Source organism: Salinivibrio sp. IB868, from assembly GCF_001995655.1.
GTDB lineage: Bacteria > Pseudomonadota > Gammaproteobacteria > Enterobacterales > Vibrionaceae > Salinivibrio > Salinivibrio siamensis.
This window is the reverse complement of the sequence record NZ_MUEW01000005.1, coordinates 158,340-175,675: the sequence shown is the minus strand read 5'-3', so window position 1 is coordinate 175,675 and position 17,336 is coordinate 158,340. Positions and strand designations below refer to the sequence as shown.

21 protein-coding genes are annotated in these 17,336 nt (G+C 50.7%); 8 read left to right on the top strand and 13 right to left on the bottom strand.

All coding sequences use genetic code 11. The features are described 5' to 3' along the window. Positions 1-14: 14 nt before the first annotated feature. Positions 15-1,514: a M48 family metalloprotease gene (locus BZG20_RS07540; protein WP_077578606.1), complete on the bottom strand. Its 1,500-nt coding sequence runs from the start codon at positions 1,512-1,514 to the stop codon at positions 15-17. Between the two features lie 125 nt (positions 1,515-1,639). Here BZG20_RS07540 and BZG20_RS07535 point away from each other — a divergent pair, with 125 nt between their 5' ends. The 3 genes from BZG20_RS07535 (at position 1,640) to BZG20_RS07525 (ending at position 4,491) form a co-directional block, all read left to right on the top strand. Then, entirely contained in the window at positions 1,640-1,858 is a 219-nt protein-coding gene (locus tag BZG20_RS07535) for a sulfurtransferase TusA family protein (RefSeq protein WP_046073727.1), read from the top strand. Positions 1,859-1,868: 10 nt separating this feature from the next. Then, complete coding sequence (locus BZG20_RS07530) at positions 1,869-2,948, top strand: AI-2E family transporter (protein WP_077578605.1); 1,080 nt, start codon at positions 1,869-1,871, stop codon at positions 2,946-2,948. A 106-nt stretch (positions 2,949-3,054) separates the two neighbouring features. Next, a complete protein-coding gene (locus BZG20_RS07525) occupies positions 3,055-4,491 on the top strand; it encodes an FAD-dependent oxidoreductase (protein ID WP_077578604.1) in 1,437 nt (478 codons plus the stop codon). A gap of 102 nt (positions 4,492-4,593) precedes the next feature. Here BZG20_RS07525 and bcp read toward each other — a convergent pair whose 3' ends face one another. After that, positions 4,594-5,064 carry a thioredoxin-dependent thiol peroxidase gene (gene bcp / locus BZG20_RS07520; protein ID WP_046073724.1) on the bottom strand — a complete coding sequence of 157 codons (471 nt, stop codon included), beginning with the start codon at positions 5,062-5,064 and terminating at the stop codon, positions 4,594-4,596. A 267-nt stretch (positions 5,065-5,331) separates the two neighbouring features. Between bcp and dapA the strand changes: the two genes are divergently transcribed. Genes dapA through purC form a run of 3 tightly spaced genes read left to right on the top strand, consistent with a single transcriptional unit; the run spans position 5,332 to position 8,026 of the window. Beyond that, complete coding sequence (dapA, locus tag BZG20_RS07515; protein ID WP_046073723.1) at positions 5,332-6,210, top strand: 4-hydroxy-tetrahydrodipicolinate synthase; 879 nt, start codon at positions 5,332-5,334, stop codon at positions 6,208-6,210. Between the two features lie 15 nt (positions 6,211-6,225). Beyond that, positions 6,226-7,254, top strand: a complete 1,029-nt coding sequence (gene bamC, locus BZG20_RS07510) for an outer membrane protein assembly factor BamC (protein ID WP_046073722.1) — start codon at positions 6,226-6,228, stop codon at positions 7,252-7,254. A 58-nt stretch (positions 7,255-7,312) separates the two neighbouring features. Then, a complete protein-coding gene (gene purC / locus BZG20_RS07505) occupies positions 7,313-8,026 on the top strand; it encodes a phosphoribosylaminoimidazolesuccinocarboxamide synthase (RefSeq protein WP_077578603.1) in 714 nt (237 codons plus the stop codon). A gap of 68 nt (positions 8,027-8,094) precedes the next feature. On the opposite strand, the gene BZG20_RS07500 is transcribed toward purC, so the two are convergent. Genes BZG20_RS07500 through BZG20_RS07485 form a run of 4 tightly spaced genes read right to left on the bottom strand, consistent with a single transcriptional unit; the run spans position 8,095 to position 10,488 of the window. Further along, on the bottom strand, positions 8,095-8,289 hold the full coding sequence (locus BZG20_RS07500; protein ID WP_046073720.1) for a DUF2897 family protein: 195 nt from the start codon (positions 8,287-8,289) through the stop codon (positions 8,095-8,097). Beyond that, entirely contained in the window at positions 8,277-8,975 is a 699-nt protein-coding gene (locus tag BZG20_RS07495; protein WP_327294921.1) for a M15 family metallopeptidase, read from the bottom strand. The genes BZG20_RS07500 and BZG20_RS07495 overlap by 13 nt, the downstream gene beginning before the upstream one ends. Continuing rightward, positions 8,972-10,105 carry a succinyl-diaminopimelate desuccinylase gene (gene dapE, locus BZG20_RS07490; RefSeq protein ID WP_046073718.1) on the bottom strand — a complete coding sequence of 378 codons (1,134 nt, stop codon included), beginning with the start codon at positions 10,103-10,105 and terminating at the stop codon, positions 8,972-8,974. The genes BZG20_RS07495 and dapE overlap by 4 nt, the downstream gene beginning before the upstream one ends. A gap of 38 nt (positions 10,106-10,143) precedes the next feature. Further along, the gene (locus tag BZG20_RS07485) at positions 10,144-10,488 is read right to left on the bottom strand and encodes an ArsC family reductase (RefSeq protein WP_046073717.1); all 345 of its coding nucleotides are present in this window, start codon (positions 10,486-10,488) and stop codon (positions 10,144-10,146) included. A gap of 224 nt (positions 10,489-10,712) precedes the next feature. Between BZG20_RS07485 and BZG20_RS07480 the strand changes: the two genes are divergently transcribed. Then, complete coding sequence (locus tag BZG20_RS07480; protein WP_025740011.1) at positions 10,713-10,991, top strand: helix-turn-helix domain-containing protein; 279 nt, start codon at positions 10,713-10,715, stop codon at positions 10,989-10,991. Here BZG20_RS07480 and BZG20_RS07475 read toward each other — a convergent pair. Continuing rightward, on the bottom strand, positions 10,988-11,368 hold the full coding sequence (locus BZG20_RS07475; protein WP_158010027.1) for a DUF1499 domain-containing protein: 381 nt from the start codon (positions 11,366-11,368) through the stop codon (positions 10,988-10,990). The two genes, BZG20_RS07480 and BZG20_RS07475, sit on opposite strands and share 4 nt — an antisense overlap. Before the next feature lie 65 nt (positions 11,369-11,433). Continuing rightward, positions 11,434-11,784, bottom strand: coding sequence for a DUF2956 domain-containing protein (locus tag BZG20_RS07470; protein ID WP_046073715.1), 351 nt, complete (start codon positions 11,782-11,784; stop codon positions 11,434-11,436). A 121-nt stretch (positions 11,785-11,905) separates the two neighbouring features. Here BZG20_RS07470 and BZG20_RS07465 point away from each other — a divergent pair, with 121 nt between their 5' ends. Further along, positions 11,906-12,355: a DUF2919 family protein gene (locus tag BZG20_RS07465; protein WP_158010026.1), complete on the top strand. Its 450-nt coding sequence runs from the start codon at positions 11,906-11,908 to the stop codon at positions 12,353-12,355. 68 nt (positions 12,356-12,423) lie between these two features. Here the strand turns inward: BZG20_RS07465 and crr are convergent, their stop codons facing one another. The 5 genes from crr to cysZ form a co-directional block, all read right to left on the bottom strand. Continuing rightward, complete coding sequence (gene crr, locus BZG20_RS07460) at positions 12,424-12,933, bottom strand: PTS glucose transporter subunit IIA (protein WP_046073714.1); 510 nt, start codon at positions 12,931-12,933, stop codon at positions 12,424-12,426. Between the two features lie 39 nt (positions 12,934-12,972). Next, the gene (gene ptsI / locus BZG20_RS07455) at positions 12,973-14,700 is read right to left on the bottom strand and encodes a phosphoenolpyruvate-protein phosphotransferase PtsI (RefSeq protein WP_077578600.1); all 1,728 of its coding nucleotides are present in this window, start codon (positions 14,698-14,700) and stop codon (positions 12,973-12,975) included. A gap of 50 nt (positions 14,701-14,750) precedes the next feature. Next, complete coding sequence (gene ptsH, locus BZG20_RS07450) at positions 14,751-15,008, bottom strand: phosphocarrier protein Hpr (RefSeq protein WP_046073712.1); 258 nt, start codon at positions 15,006-15,008, stop codon at positions 14,751-14,753. A 317-nt stretch (positions 15,009-15,325) separates the two neighbouring features. Next, complete coding sequence (gene cysK / locus BZG20_RS07445) at positions 15,326-16,294, bottom strand: cysteine synthase A (protein WP_077578599.1); 969 nt, start codon at positions 16,292-16,294, stop codon at positions 15,326-15,328. A gap of 171 nt (positions 16,295-16,465) precedes the next feature. Next, on the bottom strand, positions 16,466-17,224 hold the full coding sequence (cysZ, locus tag BZG20_RS07440) for a sulfate transporter CysZ (protein WP_046073710.1): 759 nt from the start codon (positions 17,222-17,224) through the stop codon (positions 16,466-16,468). Between the last annotated feature and the right edge of the window lie 112 nt (positions 17,225-17,336).

The following is a 17,336-nucleotide window of genomic DNA, read 5'->3' as shown; positions in this document are numbered from 1 at the left end:
CCTTTTTGAGTGAATTAACGGTCGCTAAGCGCTTTAAAGCGGGCTTGTTGGCGACGAAGTTGATCAAGACGCGCATCATACCGTGCCTGCGCCAAGCTACCTAGTTCTGAGAGCTGAGCGGCTTGGGTATAATTGCGAATGGCTTTGTCCCATTGTCCGCGTAAGGCATACCGCTCACCTTGGGCGGCCAGCTCACCGTCTCGATGCGTCCCGGTACTTTCGTACGCTTGTTGTAACAAAAACCAACCGTTGCTGTCATCTGGATGCTGGTGTGTATATCGTTCCAGCATGGAGATCGCCTCGCCTCCTCGCTTGGCTTTGACGAGGGTATAGGCACGATTGAGCAATAATACGCGGTTATTAGGCTGATGGTTCAATGCGTTTTCAAGGCGCGTCAATGCCTTGTCGTACTGTTTCTCACCGATGTTTAAATCGGTCATCGCATCGAGGAAAAATCGATTATTAGGTTGCGCCTTGATAAGTGGGGTTAATTTTTCTCGCGCATCGTCAAAACGACGGGCATCAATATCAAGCAACGCCATCCCGTAGTTGAGGCTTTGCTTTTCGGCCGGCGAGGCCTCTTTATGACGCCGTTCAAACCAATCCATCGCCGAGCGGCTGGCGATGCCGCTATATCGCGCGACGATACGGGCGCGCGCGAGTTGATAATCGGGCGAGACAGGTACCCGTTTTTGTGGGTATTGGCGGGCACGAGCGCGAGAATCAGTGATCCGTGAAGCCGGTAAAGGGTGGGTGCTGAAGTACTCGGGCATTTGGCTGGCGTAACGGTACTCATCCGCCAATCGTGAGAAAAATCGCGGCATGGCTTGCACGTCAAAATCAGCACGTGCGAGGGTTTCAATGCCGATCCGATCGGCTTCTTCTTCATTGCGACGGGTGAAGTTTATTTGGTTTTGCATACTGCCCGCTGTCGCGGCGTGTGCCGCTGCAATCCCGGCTTCGGGAGAGGCAATCGCGAGCATCAACGATCCCACTAAGGCGGCGACGGTCAGCGGCGAGGTTTGCGCTTGCTCCTCCATGCTTCTTGCAAGATGACGCTGGGTGACATGGGCGATTTCGTGGGCCATCACCGATGCCAATTCGCTTTCCGTTTTTGCATGGAGGAACAGCCCAGAGTGCATGGCCACGTAGCCACCGAAAAAGGCAAAGGCGTTGATTGCCTGATTATCGATTAAAATAAATCGAAAGGGTGTGCGAACATCGTTGGCATTCGCCACCAGTCGATGGCCCAAGCCATTAATATACTCGTTGAGCAGAGGATCGCTGATGATGGGCTTGCTGGCTCTTAGCATCCGCATGTAGGCATCACCAAACTCTTTCTCTTTGGCAACCGATAAGGTACTGACGGCGGCGGTACCGATATCAGGTAAGTCACTTTGATATGACTCAACACGTGCCGACACAGGTGCGCTCGCTAAAACCCCCGCTAGTGCATAACAGAGCAGGCGGCGAGCGTTGTTGCCTTTGTGAGAGCCAAGTGCGCGAGATGACATAAGTATGATGACCTTTAAATGCAGGGTGTACTTAGGTACAGACCGATAAAACCCGTTAGGGTTTCGTTGGCGTTCTATCTAATGTCCATTACAATACTGACGATAATACCGACCGGTGAGCCAGAATGGAATCTCAAACACTTGATTTGCGAGAACATGTTTGTCCAATGGCGCTATTGCTGGCAAAGCGCGCCGCCGCGTTATTGCAGTCAGGTGAGCAATTGGTGATTTTACTCGGTGATCAAGGGGCGAAAGACGATATCCCCAAGTATTTTAAACGCGAAGGCTTCAGCATGAGGTGGTTAGACACGCCAGCTTCGCGGCTACTCATCACAAAGAAATAGCGGGCTTTTTATGTTTGATATGTTACATCGCTGGTATCGGCGACGTTTTTCTGACCCACATGCCGTGAGCCTGGTGGCGATCCTTCTTTTTGGTTTTATTACCATCTACTTTTTTGGCAATTTGCTCGCCCCATTATTGGTCGCGATCGTGATGGCCTATCTACTTGATTGGCCGGTAAATCGTCTCTGCCGGCTGGGTTTGCCCCGCATTTTGTCAGTGCTGGTGGTACTGACTGTGTTTGTCAGCTTAACCTTGATGGCGTTATTCGGGTTGGTGCCGACCATATGGAACCAGGGGGTCAGCTTGGTGGCCGATGTGCCAAATATGTTTAATAACATGCAAGCACTGATGCTGAGTTTGCCAGAACGCTACCCAGAGCTGATCAATCCCCATATGGTCAATACCTTTGTCGATACCTTGCAAAATAAAGTGCTCAACCTTGGCGAAACATTGGTAAAAGGTTCATTGGCGTCTTTGGTGAACTTAGTCGCGGTGGCGGTATACCTGATTTTAGTGCCCCTGCTGGTGTTCTTTTTGCTCAAGGACAAAGTACAAATGTTGGCGATGTTCAAAGGCTTGTTACCACGCAACCGTCGTCTTGCCTCTCGAGTCGGCCATGAGATGAATCAGCAGATCTCCAACTACATCCGGGGCAAAGTGACTGAAATCATTATCGTCGGGGTGACCAGTTATTTGACCTTTAGCCTGTTAGACCTTCGCTATGCGGTCCTACTCAGTGTGGCGACGGGCTTCTCTGTCTTGGTGCCTTATATTGGTGCGGCGATTGTCACCGTCCCGATAGCCATTGTTGCCTTGTTCCAGTGGGGGCTTGAGCCTGGTTTTTGGTATGTAATGATCGCCTATGGCGTTATCCAAGCGCTAGATGGCAATGTGCTCGTCCCCGTACTTTTTTCAGAAGCGGTGAATTTACATCCAGTCGCCATCATAATAGCCGTACTGGTTTTCGGTGGACTCTGGGGCTTTTGGGGGGTATTTTTTGCTATTCCATTGGCGACCTTAGTGAAAGCGGTGTGGCAAGCGCTGCCAGTGATTGAGCTGGATGACGATCCCAAGACAGATATTGAGTGATCCATCTTGTTTTCACGCCCCTAATAAAAGGGGCTGAGCGGCAGGTAAACATCGACACGTCGTGATCAGTTTGGCCCACAGAAGTAGTAATGAAAACAGGGTTGGCATGGCACAACACAGGCAAGAACAAACGCAAGTAGAAAAGTTTCGCGTCGCGGTGATAGGTGGCGGTGTTGCGGGAACCACAGCGGCAATGCGCTTGGTTGAGCGTGGGGTGGACACCCAGGTGTTTGAGGCGGGCACCGGCTTGGTGAGTGGGCCGCCAATTTGCCATCTGCACGCGGGCGGCAATTTGTATCGTGAAATTTCACTCGATCAATGCCTGACCTTACTCGAACAGTCGGTGGCCACGGTGCGCATGTATCCGCATTCGGTCAATCGTCGACCGACTGTCCTCGCCGTTCCTCAGCAAGACCCAGGTTCATTAGACAGTGTGATTGCACGTTTAGAAACCCTGCGTGAGCGTTATGCGCAATTGGTTGAGATCGATAGCGATAATAAAGTCATGGGTGAGCCGAGCGATTATTTCCGTTTGTATCAGCAAGAGGAACTGGAAGCATTGCGCGCTCAAGACTATCACAGCGTGATCGATGCTGCCGATCGATGGATGTGGCCCGTGGCGCAATCGCTCGATTTAAGTGCAATGAAATACCCTCTGGTCCTGGTGCAAGAATACGGGCTTAGCGTGTTTCGCTTGGCGGCGGAAGCGCAATTGACCCTTGCCGACGCGCCTCATTGTCAGCTTAATTTCAATCACAAAGTGATGGATACTCAGCCCATCTCGTCAGGGTGGCGGGTAACCTATCAAGACCAGTCAGGGCAGATACAGACCACCGACGTTGACTATCTTATCAATGCGGCCGGATTCCGCACGGGGACAATCGATGATATGGCCGGGTTTGGTCGCGAGCGTTTGGTCGAATACAAAGCCGCGTATATCGCGCATTGGACACGGACTGAGTATCAGTGGCCGGAAATCATTGTCCACGGTCAACGGGGCACCCCACAGGGAATGGCGCAGTTGACTCCTTACCCGGATGGTTTTTTCCAGCTGCACGGTATGACTCAAGACGTCACCTTGTTTGAGCGTGGTTTAGTGAAAAGCTCTGCGGAGTCGGCGCAACCGACTGTCGATGCACGTTATGTGAAAAACATCGATAAAGGCTGGGACTGGCAAGAAGTGTGTGAACGCACTGATCGTGCGATTGACCATTTTGGCCAGTGGTTACCGGCATTTAAACAGGCCGAAGTAGGTGGCAAACCCTTGTGTGGTGCGCAGCAAATCCCCGGGGATGATCCTTCGTTACGTGCCTCGGATGTGTCGTTTGATGGTGAACGTTATGCGCGTTTGGAAATTGTCAAAGCATCGTCGGCGCTGACGGCCATCAATAAAGTACTGACGCAATTTGAAGATTCAGGTTGGATATCTCCTACCTCTTATCAGCCATTGTCTCGCCCCAACACCGCGAAGATAATCGATACCGCTTGCGAGCTTGCGACACGCCGCGGATACCCTGAGGCGTTGGCAAAGCCTGTCGGCTAATCATACAAAAAAGCGCACGGTGTACGTGCGCTTTTAGTCAGCAGCATGTAGGCTGCTTTGTCGCCAAAGCTAACGTGTCGCCAAAGCCAACGTGGACTGACGTTACGCTTGGTTTAAGTAATCAAGCACCACTTGGTGGTGATCCTTGGTTTTAAACTTATTGAACACATGTTCTATCTTACCGTCTTTGCCAACCAAAAAGCTTAGACGATGAATCCCATCGTATTCTTTGCCCATGAATTTTTTCGGTCCCCAGACTCCGAACGCATCGGCGACGGCATGATCTTCATCGCTCAACAGCGTGAAGTTAAGTGCGTCGCGTTCAACAAAACGGGCCAGTTTTTTCACCGGATCTGGACTTATGCCAAGCACCACGGTGTCAAGTGCATCCAACTCGGCTTTCGTATCGCGTAGCGAGCAGGCCTGCGTTGTACAACCCGGTGTCATCGCCTTTGGGTAGAAATAAACCAGAACACGTTTGTCACCTTTGAATTGGCTAAGCGTGACGGTGTCGCCATTTTGATCTTGCAGTGAAAAATCGGGCGCTTGTGCGCCTTCGGTGATTGTTTGCATGCGCTGCGTTTCCTTTTTGTCGGTAAACCGAATTCACGATGATAGAGGGTGTTCGCGATTACGCAAGTTTTTGATAATAGGATCACTGACTTGACAGGATTTGACTGCCCATTGACGCAGACTCACCCCTTCCTCGATTATAACGATAAGACACATTGTCTATCGATGAAAAAATGTCGATTAAGACATGCCTAGACGCAGGGTTATTCTTGTGTTTGCCCAGCGCCAAAAGTAACATTGCAAGCATCACTAATAAGGGAGACGAACATGGTTTCTGGAAGCATTGTGGCGCTCGTCACACCAATGGATGCACACGGCGAAGTTGATTACGTTAGCCTGGAAAAACTGGTCGAGTTTCATATCCAATCGGGCACTGATGCGATTGTCGCAGTGGGCACGACGGGTGAGTCGTCGACAGTAACCGTGGATGAGCACATTAAAGTTGTGCTGAAAACCTTGGAATTTGCTAACGGGCGTATTCCGGTTATTGCGGGAACTGGCGCCAATGCCACCCATGAAGCAATCACTTTCAGCAAAATGTTTGCTGGCTCAGGTGTGGCCGCCTGCCTAAGCGTGACCCCTTATTATAATAAACCAACCCAGGAAGGTTTGTTCCAGCATTACAAAGCCATTGCTGAAGCCACGGACCTGCCACAGATTTTATATAATGTTCCCGGGCGTACCGCGGTCGATATTCAGCCTGAGACAGTAGCGCGACTGGCGGCATTCGACAACATCATTGGTCTGAAAGATGCCACCGCTGATGTAAGCCGAGTGGCGATTCATCGGGAACTTTGTGGCGACGATTTCCTCTTATTCAGTGGCGATGATTTAACGGGCTTGGATTTTGTCTTGGCCGGGGGGCACGGCGTTATCTCTGTGACCAATAATGTGGCGGCTGCGCAAATGGCTAAAATGATCAAACTGGCGCGCGCAGGTGAAGCAGAGCAAGCGCATGCCATTAACGAAACCTTGATCCCCCTACATCGTCACCTGTTTGACGAAGCCAATCCGATCCCTGTGAAGTGGGCAGTCCGTGAGATGGGCTTGATTGCGGATGGGCACCTTCGTCTGCCATTAACTGAGTTAAGCGAGCACTTGCGTCCAGATGTTCGTGAGGCACTGCGTGTCGCAGGTGCTGTTTAAGCCGTTGGAGTGTCAATGAAACCAGTATTTAAGCTCGGCCTATGTGCCATCATGGCCACCAGTGTGGTGGCCTGCAGTGGTGGCGTCGAGCAGCGCCGTCAAGCCAAAGATGACTTTGACTATTTGCAAACAACCCCGTTGTCGCCATGGCAAACCTTGCCGGATCAAGCGCCGTATTTTTCCACCAATTATCAGATCCCGACACAAGATTTTAATGGTGAAGTCGGTCAGAACGTTGATATTCGTCCGCCGCGCCAAGTGCTGGATCTGATCCCGGGCGCACGGATACAACGTGATAGCCGTGGCGTCACCCTTGCCGTTGCCAATGAAAAGCAACTCGATAAAGTATGGCAAACGGTAGAGCGTTTGGTCAGCGAGCAGACCATCCCAGTGTCGTCGCAAACGGCAGACCAAGTAGAAACCGGTTGGATTGCTTGGGAAAAAGAAGACAGCGCCCATCAAGCACGCTTCCGTTTATCGCGCCTTGAGCAAGGTCGCCGCTTTGCGTTAGGGGTTAATATGATTGACTCGCGTGCGAAAGCCAGCGATGAACCGCTCACCCCTGCGTTGCGTGAGCGCTACAACACCCTGATGACTAACCTTATCACGGTGAGTCACGATGCGGCATTGCGTGCCGAAGCGCGCCGTTTGGCGGAGCAGCGCCAGTCTGATATTCCGATTAGCTTTGGTACCGATCGCAGTGGGTTGCCGGTCATCATCGCGCGCGCCCCATATGATGTGGTTTGGGAAAAGCTGCCTGCTATCATCAAGCCTTTAGGGTTCACGGTAGAAAGTCGTAACCAGTCGCAAGGCACGGTGAAAACCCGTCACGTCGCGCCAAATGATGAGCGTTGGCAATCCCTTGGTGTTGATCCGATTTCGTTCCCGGACAACAGCTATACCTTGTTGCTGGGCGATCTAGGCAACCGCACGTCACTTAACGTGACCAACAGCGATGGTAAGCCTGTCGATGAGGCGACGTTAGAAGCGCTGAGCCCAGCGCTCAAAGCGGTCATTGCCCAAGTGAACCAAGCATCAGAGTAATTTTATAGGGACGCGGTGAGCGTCCCTTACTTTTAGCGCCTAATGGAGAGTATAGGTAATGGAAAAACGTGCTGAGTTGTATCGCGGTAAGGCAAAATCTGTCTATGCCACAGATGATGAGCACCGCTTTGTTCTGCACTTTCGCAATGACACGTCGGCTTTTGATGGCGAGCGTGTTGAGCAGCTTGAGCGAAAAGGCGAAGTGAATAACAAATTTAATCACTTCATCATGCAAAAGCTTGAGCAGGCGGGCATCCCCACCCAAATGGACCAATTGTTGTCCGATACCGAGTGTGTGGTGAAAAAGCTAGATATGATCCCTGTAGAGTGTGTGGTGCGCAATATTGCAGCCGGTTCACTTTGCCGTCGCCTTGGCGTCGAGGAAGGGACGGCACTGACGCCACCCACCTTTGAGTTGTTTTTAAAAAACGACGCGCTACACGATCCCATGGTCAATGAACCCTTGTGTGAGTCTTTGGGCTACGCCACGCAAGCGCAATTGGCGACGATGAAATCACTGACCTACAAGGTGAACGATGTCCTCAAAGCGCTGTTTGCGGAAGGAGAGCTGTTGTTGGTCGATTATAAACTTGAGTTTGGTGTTGATCATCAAGGTAATATTGTTCTGGGTGACGAGTTTAGTCCTGACGGTTGCCGATTGTGGGATGCCAATACCCGAGAAAAACTGGATAAAGACCGTTTCCGTCAAGGCCTAGGTGGTGTTGTGGATGCTTACATCGAGGTGGCAAAGCGTATCGGCCTTACCTTGTAATTTTTGGTTTTAAAAAGCAAACGTTTGCTTTTTGCGCGCGAAAAATAGCGCCATCAATATGGCGCTATTTATTCTTTATGCTCGTCTGATTGCGCTTGATCATTCCCCGCATCGCTTTCTTTGGATGACGACTGTTTATCCGGCTTCTCTTTGTACTTAAGGCCAAACTTTGCGTTGGCGGTGTACTTGAGTGCCATGATATTACTGACCACCACGGCAACCACGATGGCAATAATGACATAAGGGTTGGTTAGCCATTCCATTGTTCCACCTCGCAGAGATTGGTGACGTAGGTTGAATATATCCAATCCAATTGGTCAAGAATAGTACGTTTACCACAAATAGGGGCATTGCCGATCGCGTTGGCAAGCATGTCTTGGCTAAATGCTGACAAAAGGGTGGCGCTGGTGGCGATATGGCTGATATGCCAAGGCTCCCTCGCAACACCGCCCTTATCCTCGGCATAAGGAAGGAAGAACCCCCATTGCGGGGCGTGGGTTTTAAGCCACTGAGAAAACGCGGCCTGAGGGCCATCATCATATTCCGGTGGGGTGAGCGCCAACCTTTGATGTGGAGCCAGTGCACGCTTGTCATACACGTCTAAATCTGTTCCCCAATGATGGCGGCTTGCCCCAGGCAAAGCTGACCAACGCAATATTGCCTTGACGCGCGCATCATCAGACAGTTGCGTGATATCCAGTGGCTGGCTGTCGGCATCTAGCACCGGTTTTTCGCCATTAAATTTACCATTCCAGATAGCCAACTGACGGGCAAACGAGCGATAGCCGCTGGCGACCATTAGGGTAAAGCCCGCTTGTGATGCCGCCTGTTGTAAGGCGGCAAAATCAGCCAGTACAGCCTGATGCAAGCATGGTGCATTAGGTTGGTTGTTGATCGGTGCGAGCACTGAGCCGTCTTGGCCAGTGAGCTGTGCGGACGTTGGGGTCAAGGGAGTGCTTTCTCCAACACCTTTTGATACATGTCCGTCAGCTTTTCTAAATCCGGGATACTGACACATTCATTCACCTTGTGGATAGTGGCATTCACCGGGCCCAGCTCAATCACTTGCGCACCCATTTGCGCAATAAAACGTCCGTCGGAGGTGCCGCCAGTGGTCAGCAGTTCCGGTGTTTGATGATTCACCTCTTCCACCGCCGCCACCACCGCGTCCAGCAACGTACCTTTATCGGTTAAGAAAGGGTCACCACTGTGCGTCCACTCAAGGGTATAGTCGAGCCCATGGGCGTCTAAAATAGAGTAAACCCGCTTTTTGATGGTTTCACTGTCCAGCTCGGTGCTGAAGCGGAAGTTAAACTGCGCATGGCATTCCCCTGGGATGACATTGGCCGCGCCTGTGCCAGCCTCGATATTGGGGATTTGGAAGCTTGTGGGGGGGAAAAACGCATTGCCTTTGTCCCAGAGTGTTTGCGCAAGCTCGGTGAGCGCTGGCATCGCCTGATGCACTGGGTTGTTGGCAAGATGCGGATAGGCGACATGGCCTTGTGTCCCTTTGACGTAGAGATCCCCGGTGATTGACCCGCGACGGCCGTTTTTCACCACATCACCGACATGGTGTGTGCTAGACGGTTCGCCAACAATACACATATCGATCTTCTCGCCGCGCGACATTAGGGTATCGACGACGCGGGTAGTGCCGTTAATAAACGGGCCTTCTTCATCTGAGGTGATTAAAAACGCGAGAGAGCCAGAGTGGTCAGGGTGCTGGGCAATAAAACGCTCAACCGCGACAACCATGGCGGCCAATGAGCCTTTCATATCCGCGGCGCCACGTCCATGGAGGTGATCGTCAATCACTGTCGCTTCAAACGGCGGTGTATGCCATTGTTCGCGCGGCCCTGAGGGAACCACGTCAGTGTGGCCGGCAAAAGCAAACAGAGGGCCTTCCGTCCCCCGCCTGGCCCAAAGGTTAGTGGTATCTTCAAACACCATGGTCTCAATGGTGAAGCCCAAGGCTTCTAACCGCGCAATCATTTGATCTTGGCAGCCGGCATCTTCCGGCGTGACCGATTCTCGGTTTATCAGATCTTTCGCTAAAGCCAGCGTGGCAGAGTCAGTCATCGGGGTTTCCTTACAACAAAAATGAATCGACTATCACATTACGCGAAAATATCAGCGTATTGGTTCTCTTTAAAGCCGAGGTAATAGCTACCTTTGTGTACGAGCAATGGGCGTTTAATGATCGCTGGGTTGTCGAGCATGATTGCGATAGCGCTGGCTTGGTCTAAATGGGCTTTTTGCTCATCGCTTAGTTGGCGGTAGGTGGTGCCACGTTTGTTGATTAACGCTTCCCAGCCCAGTTCGGCAACGAAAGTTTGCAGCATTTGTGCGTCTAAGCCATCTTTCCGGTAGTCGTGATATTGGTAGTCGATACCTTGGTTATCCAACCACTTTAGGGCTTTTTTTAGGGTGTCGCAGTTTTTAATCCCAAATACAGTTGTCATGGTCTTATCGTGATTGTTGGCAAAGGTTTAAGAGTGACACCACTGGTTAATGAACGCAATACTTGGCGCGGCAGGGATGTACGCCATGTGATGGCGCAAAACCGTGTGAAATGCGTGGGTAAATGCGCCTGCAGCACGTCGATTTGATGGCGTTTTGATCAAACGCAAAACCTCTTAGCAGGCGCCATGAATAATGGGATCATTCGTAATTGTTGGAGGTTCGTATGGAACTCAACCCGGTATTCGCTCGGCGCTTGTATCTCGCCGCACTGGTAGAAGAGATGGAGCGCCCAAATGTTCCGCGTTTGATTGAGGCAACAGGCTGGCCGCGTCGCACTATCCAGGATGTGCTCAAATCTTTGTCAGGGCTAGGCATTGATATGACATTTATCCAAGATGGCAAGCGCCACAACGATGGTTATTACCAGCTAAAAGACTGGGGCCCGTTTCGTCGCGATTGGGTCGAGGATAAAAAGCGAGACATTCGCTCGTATATCAACTAGTGATCGCCTAAGGGACGGACCAGTTTCGCCTCGACCAGTGTGCGTCGAATGGCATCAGCACGCCGACGGTTTGCGCCAAAGTCGTAATAGCCAATACGAGAGGCAGAGCGAAGCGCGAGCTGGTTATCACTGAGTGAGACTTCAACATCATCGACAAAGCGCAGCACCCGGGTGGTGAAGCGCAAGTGTGCGTAGTTTTCTTGGGCTGAAACCACTTGAGCACCTGGCATTGAGGCAACTTTCTCAACAATGGTCGCCAAGGCAACATCGGTGTTAGCCAGCGGTAAGGGCGCTAACTGAAATGTCGCGCGCGTGTCTTCTGTTGAAACACAATTAGGGCTGTCACCACAGGCAGTGACAGGCGGTTGTTTTGCCATGGGGCCTCCTTTCGAGCAGCCGAACAGTGTAAAAAGTACAATGAGGCCGAGCAGATTTTTTCCCATTATGCCCCCACGAGCGTGTAACCAATAAACCCTATCCAGCTTACGACGAGTAAAAGCCAAGGTAAACGGCTGTGCCCTTTATCTTGTGCAGTAGGCTGCGGTGAAGAGGCAGGCTCGCTGAGTTGGTCGACAGCCGGTGTCGGTTTTTGCTGTTTTTTGCGCGCTTTGTCCTGCGCCCGCGCCTTTGCTTTTTGTTCTTTTTTGTACTGCGCAATCCCTTTCTCAATCCCTTGAGCGATCAGTTTCGTCTGAGCCTTGGTTTGTCCAGGCTTTTGCGTGGCTTTGGCAACGCGCATGGCGTCTTGTTGCGTCTCTGGCGAAATCGTTGCTTTGGCTTTTGTTTTGGCCATGAGGGCTCCATGTAACGCTAAATAAATGGCTCGTCCCTAGGATAACAAATTTTGCTTTTGCGCTTGCAGTTTTTATCGCATGTCGCCATGGTAAATGCGTGACTTCTCAATCAAAAATCTTATGGACACGTTTCATCATTTCGACGACAAAGGGTATATCAAGGCCCCCCAGATCGCCGTACTGTGCCTGCTACTGTTAAGTCGCGCATGGTGGCTACTGGCGATGGCCGGTGTCAGCCGAGAGCAGGGCAGCGAGCTGCTTGCGCTGGTTTATCCGGACACCGCTGCGTTTTATCTCAGTTTAGGGATTGGCCTGGTGCCGCTTGGGCTATTACTGTTGGTGGGGAGCTGCGACAAGGCGCCTGAATGGTTAACACAGCATTGGCACTTAGGTTATTGGTGGGTGTGGCTATTGTGGACGTGGGAAGCCTATCAAGTGGTGCATACGCTCACGATGACGGGGGGACGGTTTGATTGGTTGCTTGCCTTGCACGGGCTTTGGTTAGTGTGGGCGAGCCTTTATTGGCTGAGAAGCCAGCGCGTAAAGCGCTTTTTTTATCAGTTCACATAGACTGGGCAACGCCGGGCATAAAAAAACGCAGCACGAGGCTGCGTTTTTTCCTCACTAAGTAAACCTAATTACTTAGTAACGCGCAATACAGATGTTTCACCCACAGTGACGGCACCAGAGAGCTTAGTCAGCTCTTTGATTTCGTCCATGTTAGAGATAACAACCGGCGTTAGCGTTGATTTGGCTTTCTCTTCGAGCATGCCTAAATCAAATTCGATCACGGTATCACCGGCTTTCACCGTTTGACCTTCTTCCGCAATGCGCTTAAAGCCTTCGCCTTTTAGCTCGACAGTGTCGATGCCAAAGTGCACGAACAGCTCTACGCCGTCATCAGACTCAATTGAAAAAGCGTGGTTGGTTTCGAAAATCTTACCGATTGTGCCGTTAACTGGCGCAACCATCTTGTCGCCCGATGGTTTAATCGCAACACCATCACCGACGATTTTCTCAGCAAACACAACGTCAGGCACGTCTTCGATGTTGACGATCTCACCCGACAATGGGGCGATAATTTCAATGGCACTAGCGTCGTTGCTGTCTTCAGACACCAACTTCTTCAGTTTGTCGAACAGACCCATAGTGTTGCTCCTAAGCAGTGATTCTTTGCTGATTGTATATTAGCAAGCGGTTTTTTCCGCAATAAATTTTTCGACATAGGCCTCGATTTCTGCCGCAGTTGGCAGAGTGAGTGCTTTGTCGGCCATCGCTTTCACATCAGCAAAGTTGGCATTACGGATAATCTTCTTGATGCGAGGGATAGAGATGGCACTCATACTAAACTCATCCAAACCCATTCCCATCAATAGTAACGTTGCTTTCTCGTCACCTGCAAGCTCTCCGCACATACCCGTCCATTTACCTTCCGCATGTGAGGCATCAATCACTTGCTTGATAACTGTCAATACAGCAGGAGACAGTGGGTTATACAGGTGCGAAATCAGCTCGTTACCACGATCGACCGCCAAGGTGTACTGGGTCAAATCGTTGGTGCCAATGCTGAAGAATTCCACTTCTTTTGCGAGGTGGTGAGCGATCGCAGCCGCGGCTGGCGTCTCAACCATCACACCGATTTCCAGATCAGCGTCGAAGTCGTGACCTTCTTGGCGCAATTCTGCTTTATAGGTCTCGATCGCTTCTTTCAGCTCTCGGATTTCTTCCACAGAAATAATCATCGGGAACATCACACGGATTTTACCGTGTGCCGATGCGCGAAGAATGGCACGAAGCTGATCGCGGAGAATTTCGCGACGATCGAGGCTAATACGGACTGCACGCCAACCCAAGAATGGGTTCATTTCTTCCGGCAAGTCCATATAAGGCAGATCTTTGTCACCGCCGATATCCATGGTGCGGATGATCACTGGGTGACCATCAATCGCTTTCGCTACCGCTTTATAAGCTTGGTATTGCTCTTCTTCGGTAGGAAGCGAGTCGCGATCCATAAACAGGAATTCGGTGCGATAAAGACCGACACCTTCACCGCCGTTACGGTTCACGCCGTCACAGTCTTTGACTGTACCTACGTTACCGCACACTTCGACTTGGTGACCGTCCAGCGTGATGGCTGGCAGATCTTTAAGCTTAGCCAGTTCCGCTTTTTCGGCGATATGTTGATCGCGAATCGCTTTGAACTTGCTGAGCTCTTGGTCTGATGGGTTGATAACGATTTGGTTGTTAATCGCATCAAGCACCAGCATGTCGCCGTTTTTTACTTTGCTGGTTGCATCATTGGTGCCTACAATCGCTGGTAGCTCAAGCGAGCGCGCCATGATTGAAGAGTGTGAAGTGCGACCACCAATGTCGGTGATGAAACCAAGCACATAATTCAGGTCAACCTGTGCTGTTTCTGAAGGCGTCAGATCGTTTGCAACCAGGATCACTTCTTCGTTGATAGCGCTCAACGACACCATGTTGATGCCAAGTGCGTTTTTGACGAAGCGTGAACCGATATCACGGATATCCGCGGCACGCTCTTTCAGATAATCGTCGTCGAGTGACTCAAGCGTCACCGCTTGTTCTTCGATAACGCTGTAGATTGCGTGATCAGCGGTTGCTAGGTTTGACTTAATGAAGCTGACGATCTCTTCTTCGAGCTCTTCATCTTCAAGCAGCATGATGTGACCTTCGAAGATAGCTTCTTTCTCTTCGCCAAAGGTCTCCCTTGCTTTGTCTTTGATCGCTTCAAGTTGCGTCTTAGACTGTTCGCGAGCATCCAATACGCGCTGAATTTCTTTGTCGATTTGAGACGCAGCAATCTTATCTTTATTGATGACAACGTCTTCTTCTTGCAGCAGCAGTGCTTTACCAAAAGCAATACCAGGTGATGCCAGGATGCCTGAAATCATAGCTTTACCTTACGTTTATCCAACTTAAAACCGATAGAAAAAGAGCCGGATTACTCCAGCTCGTCCATCAGTTTTACTAGGTGATCAACGGCCTGTTGTGCTTGCGCACCTTCAGCAGAGATAGTCACCTTAGTGCCTTTGGTCAAGCCAAGGGTTTGAAGTTTAAATAGGCTTTTTGCGCTCGCGCTCTTACCGTTAGATTCAACAGTGATGTCAGCGTCGTAGCTTTTCGCTTCTTTGACGAACTGCGCCGCTGGACGAGTGTGTAGGCCGTTTTCTGCAGTAATCTCAACTTGCTTCTGATACATGATTCACCCCGTTTCTCTATTTTTTTAAATCTATGTATTAAATATAAGGTTAGCTTAACCGCTAACGGGCGACTTCGCTATCCGTTGACGCTAACCTAACCAAGAAATCGACCCGATAGCTTAATCCATGTCAATTTCGTGTCATCTTTTTGCCATTTTTGACCTTCCACTCATTAGGCGCGAGGGCTTTTATTTTGATGCGGAAAATAAAAAGGCAGACGTGTTTTACTAAAGCTTAATATAAAAATCAAACAAAAAAGGCCCAATTTGGGCCTTTGCGAATAGGGGGTTATGGAGGCTGGTTGGCTAACCTGCTGTTACTGCTCGGTTTCCAGCTCGGTGAACATTCCAGCAAACAGTGGCGAGCTGAGATAACGCTCTGCTGCACTTGGCAAAATTGTGACGATCTTCTTATTTGCGAACTCGGGAAGCTCGGCAATTTTGTTTGCCGCAACCACGGCTGCACCTGAAGAAATCCCGCCCAAGATGCCTTCTTCTTCCATCAAACGGCGAGCCATCGCAATGGCTTCGTCTGAGCTGACAGAGACCACCTGGTCAACAAGCCTGACATCCAAGTTTTTTGGCACAAAGCCCGCGCCAATACCTTGAATTTTGTGAGGGGCAGGCTGCACGTCTTGGCCCGCGATCGTTTGTGCAATCACTGGTGATTCAGCAGGTTCGACCGCGACCGTGGTGATGGCTTTGCCTTTGGTGTTTTTGATGTAGCGGCTAACACCGGTTAGGGTGCCACCTGTGCCAACACCGGCAACAAATACATCGATTTCACCGTCGGTGTCTTCCCAGATTTCAGGCCCTGTGGTTTTTTCATGGATCTCAGGGTTGGCGGGGTTATCAAACTGTTGCAGCATCAGGTATTTGCCTGGCTCTGCTGCCATGATTTCTTCGGCTTTGGCAATCGCCCCTTTCATGCCTTTTGGCGCTTCGGTGAGCACCAGCTTGGCGCCCATGGCTTTAAGCAGTTTACGGCGCTCAAGGCTCATTGACTCCGGCATGGTAAGGGTCAGCTTATAACCACGTGCCGCCGCGACATAGGCGAGTGCGATCCCCGTGTTACCACTGGTTGGCTCAATCAATTCGATACCGGGTTTGAGGGTGCCTTTTTTCTCTGCATCCCAGATCATATTGGCGCCGATACGGCACTTGACGCTGAAGCTTGGGTTGCGTGCTTCAACTTTGGCTAACACGTTTGGCTTTGCCACGCGGTTTAGGCGAACTAGCGGTGTGTTTCCGATGGTTTGTGTATTGTCTTCGTAAATCTTGCCCATTGTATCGTTCCTTCATGACACCGATTTTAATCACACTCCAAGCATATCTCTGCTGCTTGGTTTTGAAAGGATCGGTTGGTTATATCTTATTGTGACATTAACCAATAACTGATTGGTTAACCGAAAAAAGCCCACACCGATGATGTGAGCGTTCGCGTAGACGATCACAGACTAATTGCGTCCCAATGACGCTTTGTGCTTATCCACCCACATGGCGGTCGCGCCGCATACGGCCGCAGGCATCACCAGTAGATTGAGAAAAGGGGTCATGGTAAATAGCATCACCACGGCGCCAAAGCCAAGCGATGCGCCCCGCTGTTGATTTAAGGTCTGGCGCATGGCGGGAAACGACACCTTGTGATTGTCAAACGGGTAATCACAGTATTGAATCGCCATCATCCACGCGCTAAACAAAAACCAGATCACTGGCCCCACAGTTTGTCCGACCGCTGGTATCCACAGCAGTAACAAAAAACCTATTGCTCTGGGGATGTAGTAAGCGAGCTTTTGCCATTCTCGTTTCATCACCCGCGGGATATCTTTAATGATGCCAGCCAAGCCATCATCAGGCGCACGCGTTCCCGACAGCTTTGCCTCCACGTGTTCGGCCAATAGACCATTGAACGGCGCCGCTATCCAGTTGGCCAATGTGCTGAACACATAGGAGAACACGACCAAGATAGCAACCACCACCAAAGGCCAAATCAAAAAAGAGAGCCAGGACAACCACTCAGGTAAGCTGGCCATCCAGTGATCGATCCAGTCACCAACTTGTGAAAGCAAATAGATGAACGCGCCGCCAAGCAGCAACACATTGATCAAAATAGGAATGATCACAAACCGGCGTAAGCCGGGGGCCATCATCAGAGAAAAGCCTTGGAACAGGTAGCCAGCACCACTTTGGGGACGAGGGCGAGCATTATTCGCCATGATATCTCCTTGAGAACAATGTAGGTCACAACAATCCGCATGCATGCGGTCGATACAAAAATAACGGTGTGCGCTATATTACGGGGGGAATCCTTGCGATGACAACGACCCA

Excerpts from the sequence above, each read along its gene's own strand:
- BZG20_RS07540 (WP_077578606.1), bottom strand. The coding sequence starts at position 1,514 with ATGTCATCTCGCGCACTTGGCTCTCACAAAGGCAACAACGCTCGCCGC.
- BZG20_RS07530 (WP_077578605.1), top strand. The coding sequence starts at position 1,869 with ATGTTTGATATGTTACATCGCTGGTATCGGCGACGTTTTTCTGACCCA.
- purC (WP_077578603.1), top strand. The coding sequence starts at position 7,313 with ATGGAAAAACGTGCTGAGTTGTATCGCGGTAAGGCAAAATCTGTCTAT.
- BZG20_RS07485 (WP_046073717.1), bottom strand. The coding sequence starts at position 10,488 with ATGACAACTGTATTTGGGATTAAAAACTGCGACACCCTAAAAAAAGCC.
- BZG20_RS07470 (WP_046073715.1), bottom strand. The coding sequence starts at position 11,784 with ATGGCCAAAACAAAAGCCAAAGCAACGATTTCGCCAGAGACGCAACAA.
- ptsI (WP_077578600.1), bottom strand. The coding sequence starts at position 14,700 with ATGATTTCAGGCATCCTGGCATCACCTGGTATTGCTTTTGGTAAAGCA.
- BZG20_RS07525 (WP_077578604.1), top strand. The coding sequence starts at position 3,055 with ATGGCACAACACAGGCAAGAACAAACGCAAGTAGAAAAGTTTCGCGTC.
- BZG20_RS07465 (WP_158010026.1), top strand. The coding sequence starts at position 11,906 with ATGGACACGTTTCATCATTTCGACGACAAAGGGTATATCAAGGCCCCC.
- crr (WP_046073714.1), bottom strand. The coding sequence starts at position 12,933 with ATGGGTCTGTTCGACAAACTGAAGAAGTTGGTGTCTGAAGACAGCAAC.
- dapA (WP_046073723.1), top strand. The coding sequence starts at position 5,332 with ATGGTTTCTGGAAGCATTGTGGCGCTCGTCACACCAATGGATGCACAC.
- bcp (WP_046073724.1), bottom strand. The coding sequence starts at position 5,064 with ATGCAAACAATCACCGAAGGCGCACAAGCGCCCGATTTTTCACTGCAA.
- dapE (WP_046073718.1), bottom strand. The coding sequence starts at position 10,105 with ATGACTGACTCTGCCACGCTGGCTTTAGCGAAAGATCTGATAAACCGA.
- BZG20_RS07480 (WP_025740011.1), top strand. The coding sequence starts at position 10,713 with ATGGAACTCAACCCGGTATTCGCTCGGCGCTTGTATCTCGCCGCACTG.
- bamC (WP_046073722.1), top strand. The coding sequence starts at position 6,226 with ATGAAACCAGTATTTAAGCTCGGCCTATGTGCCATCATGGCCACCAGT.
- ptsH (WP_046073712.1), bottom strand. The coding sequence starts at position 15,008 with ATGTATCAGAAGCAAGTTGAGATTACTGCAGAAAACGGCCTACACACT.
- cysK (WP_077578599.1), bottom strand. The coding sequence starts at position 16,294 with ATGGGCAAGATTTACGAAGACAATACACAAACCATCGGAAACACACCG.
- BZG20_RS07475 (WP_158010027.1), bottom strand. The coding sequence starts at position 11,368 with ATGGCAAAACAACCGCCTGTCACTGCCTGTGGTGACAGCCCTAATTGT.
- BZG20_RS07500 (WP_046073720.1), bottom strand. The coding sequence starts at position 8,289 with ATGGAATGGCTAACCAACCCTTATGTCATTATTGCCATCGTGGTTGCC.
- cysZ (WP_046073710.1), bottom strand. The coding sequence starts at position 17,224 with ATGGCGAATAATGCTCGCCCTCGTCCCCAAAGTGGTGCTGGCTACCTG.
- BZG20_RS07535 (WP_046073727.1), top strand. The coding sequence starts at position 1,640 with ATGGAATCTCAAACACTTGATTTGCGAGAACATGTTTGTCCAATGGCG.